At 59.7% G+C, this 3,038-nt stretch carries 3 protein-coding genes and 1 other RNA gene; 2 read left to right on the forward strand and 2 right to left on the reverse strand.

The window, feature by feature from the left end:
• Positions 1-28: 28 nt before the first annotated feature.
• Complete coding sequence (locus tag AC5RWT_RS36190) at positions 29-1,981, reverse strand: L,D-transpeptidase family protein (RefSeq protein ID WP_494084433.1); 1,953 nt, start codon at positions 1,979-1,981, stop codon at positions 29-31.
• A 101-nt stretch (positions 1,982-2,082) separates the two neighbouring features.
• On the opposite strand from AC5RWT_RS36190, the gene AC5RWT_RS36195 reads away from it, so the two are divergent.
• Positions 2,083-2,538 (forward strand): glycerophosphodiester phosphodiesterase, encoded by a 456-nt coding sequence (locus AC5RWT_RS36195; protein ID WP_494084434.1) that lies wholly within the window; start codon positions 2,083-2,085, stop codon positions 2,536-2,538.
• Positions 2,535-2,843, forward strand: a complete 309-nt coding sequence (locus AC5RWT_RS36200) for a glycerophosphodiester phosphodiesterase (RefSeq protein ID WP_494084435.1) — start codon at positions 2,535-2,537, stop codon at positions 2,841-2,843. The genes AC5RWT_RS36195 and AC5RWT_RS36200 overlap by 4 nt, the downstream gene beginning before the upstream one ends.
• A gap of 26 nt (positions 2,844-2,869) precedes the next feature.
• Here AC5RWT_RS36200 and rnpB read toward each other — a convergent pair.
• Positions 2,870-3,038, reverse strand: an RNA gene (gene rnpB / locus AC5RWT_RS36205) — RNase P RNA component class A; the annotation flags it as partial.

Raw genomic sequence — 3,038 nt, forward strand, 5'->3', positions numbered from 1 at the left:
GAAACACCGCCGTCTGTTGTTCCCATGGTCAGGCTTTGAAAATGTCCTGTCGGACGCCCATGATGATTCTGTCCCCGGGGTCCGCTGTCTTGAGATAGCGGACGACGTTCTTCAGGTCCAGTGCTATGCAACCCGCCGTAGGGACCGGATTGGCGTGCAGGAAAATGGCAAACCCCGCACCCTGCTTGATCTTTTGGCCCGGCCCGCGGTTGTAGTCGATCACGGCGCCTTGGCGATAGTCACCAGTCGGAAGACGCATATAGAACCACATGTTCTCGTCCGGCCAGCGTTCGTAGCCCACAAATCCGGCCTCGTAATACTTGTTGTAGGAGGAGCCCGGGGTCCCGGACCATCTGGACCGCTTGTTCAGCTTCTTATACTTGAGGTCCGTCCCGGGATCTCCCTCACCGAATGCTTCATGCACTGTGAAGCTGCCTTGCGGGGACCAACGATACTGGGTATGGCCGGACGCAACCCCGGGGCGTTTGAACCCCTTGAGTCCTACGGTCGCTTGGCCCGTTTTCCATTCCTGCTTGTAGACGGATCCAACCCGTTCGCAGTTGATGAAGCTGGCTTTGTAGGTGCCGTACTTCTCCGCAATGGTGAATGAGATGCGATTAGCCCAGTTGTGCGCGTAGCGGGTTTTATGGGCCCCAATAGCCCAGCATTCATTCTTCGGGTACATCACGGCGCCCACTTGCGCCGCCACCAAGGATCCTCCCTGGAAGACCTGGGTGGTCTTGCCGTTGCGTTTGACCGCGTCCTGCATCGGGTAGCCCAACGTGCCGTTCTGGCTGCCGCGGGCCTTCCAGCTGTAATCCATCTGCGCCGTGAGTATTCGAGCTCCGGTAGAGGGCGAGTACGTGATAGTCCCCTGTTGTAAGGACTGGGTGCATCCGTTGGACTTGAGGCCGCACTTTGTGTCCACCGTCGGATAGCCCATGACCCCGCGCTCATATCCTCCAGCCGCAAACTTCTTGTAGATCGGGTGCTGGAGGTCCATGCTTCGCGCACCCGTTTTCGCCGTCCAGTAGATGCCAATCCGCTTAGTGCTCTTGGAGGACGGCTTGTAGGTCCGGACGCACCCGTTTCCGACCAGGCGGCAGTTTAGATTGTTGACCGCAGTCAGCTTGAGCAGTTTTGCCTTGGCCTCGATGGCCTTCTTGCCCGCCACGATGTGCGGCGGCGTGTAGCTAATCGTGCCACCCTGAAATTGCTGCGAGGCGCTCTTGTCGGAGGCCACTTTCATGTCCGCAGTTGGGTAGCCGTACCTGCCGTTTTCATACTTTTCGGCTCGATAGGTCATGCCAACGGCATGCTTGAGGTCCACCGTGTGCGCACCCGAGGCTGTGGTCCAGTAGATTGCGACCCGAGTCTTGCCGGTCGAATCCGTGTAGGTGCGGACACAGCCGCTCTCTTTGAGCGTGCACCGGAAGTCGTTGACCGGGCTGAGCTTCAGAGCCACAGCCCTCGCAGTGATCGCCTTCTGCCCTGCTTCTAGGTGTCGAGGTTCGGCCATCGACTCATCCGTCTCGGGGGCTTCTTGGGGAACGCTTTTCTGCAGCAGGGGCGCCTTGGAACGCTCTGTGGGCGCTTCGCCCGGCTCCATAGGCAGCACCGACTCCGTGGGCGAGGCAACCACCTCAGGTGTATCCATCGATCCGGGAGACGGGTCTACCGGAGTCGGAGGAGACGCATCGATGACGGTTGGCATCGGCTCGGGTTTCGCCGACGTTTGGCCGATCGGAGCAAGGGTACCGTCATTGAGTGAGAGGCTGTTCGGCTCCTGAACCGTGGCCAGAGGCGCTCCGGTCGGCTGGCCGGACAGTGCTGCCTGGTCAGAAGCCACGGCGGGCATAGTCGACGCAAGGAGCGCTGTGAGCATCGCTGTTGTCAGGCCAACGCGCAACACGGGGCGCAGCGATTTAGGCGATGGGCGGTACATTTGTTCCCCCGGAGGCGATTGGGTGACGGTGATCAAACCAGCTGAGATTGTATGGGCCACTGTCGTCATCGGCCTGCGGAATGTTAGTAGCCGTTGCGGTGAAGCGCTTCTTGGACAGGGCACCATAGACTCGCCGAGTGAAACGAACAATCTTGGGTTTTGGTGGTCTGCTGCTGGCACTGTCGGGCTGTGGTGTTCCTGAGACTCCTACCCATGTGGCCCACCGGGGCGGCGCTTCCGTCTACCCCGAATCATCCTCCGAGGCGTTCAAAGCCGTAGCTGGGGCTGATTTCCCTATCGAGATGGACTTGCGAGCTCTGGGTGACGGAACCCTTGTTCCCCTTCACGATGCAACGGTGGACAGGACCATGAGCGGTATCGCTGGAGAGCCGAAGAGTATCAGCCTCGCTGAGTGGCGCCAGGCCGCGATTCATCATCCGACTGGCGCTGCGCCGGGCACTCCCACCACCTGGGAGGACATCGTGGATCAATACGGCGAGAGCAACGTTCTCGTTCCCGAAATCAAGGACGCGGACATTGACTTGGAATTCTTTGTTGATTCCATCACCAGCAGGGGAATTGAAAAAACGTGATCGTCCAGTCTTTCGATTACAGCCTTGCGACAACGTTGGCGGACAAAGGACTAAACGTTCTGTATCTGGTAGGCGTTGCCACCAAGGTCAACCCGGCGACCATTCGTGAAGACGGCATTACATATATCGGCCCCCACAGGGACACCGACAGTTCACGCATCGCGGCGATGAAGGAAGCCGGACTGACAGTGTGGCCATGGACGGTAAATGATCCGAAAGAAGCTGCTTCGCTTATGCAGGCAGGGGCAGATGGTGTTTTTACCGACGACCCGTGGACGCTCTCAGAAGCCCTCCTGGCAGAGTGACTACCCGGCTCGGGCCGGAATCAAAGGGGACGGGTTGGCCTGTAAGCCGGGTTCTGTCACCTGCTGCGGTTGCCCGCCGCCGGGTGGCGATCATCCATCTAGGAGCACCGTTGCCGGTACCCTCAAGCGGCCTACCCGGACACTCGGGCGAGCAGCCCTTGAGCGTGCCCTGTCTGGCCTTGCTCCGGGTGGGGT

The organism is Arthrobacter sp. Dra40 (assembly GCF_059091905.1).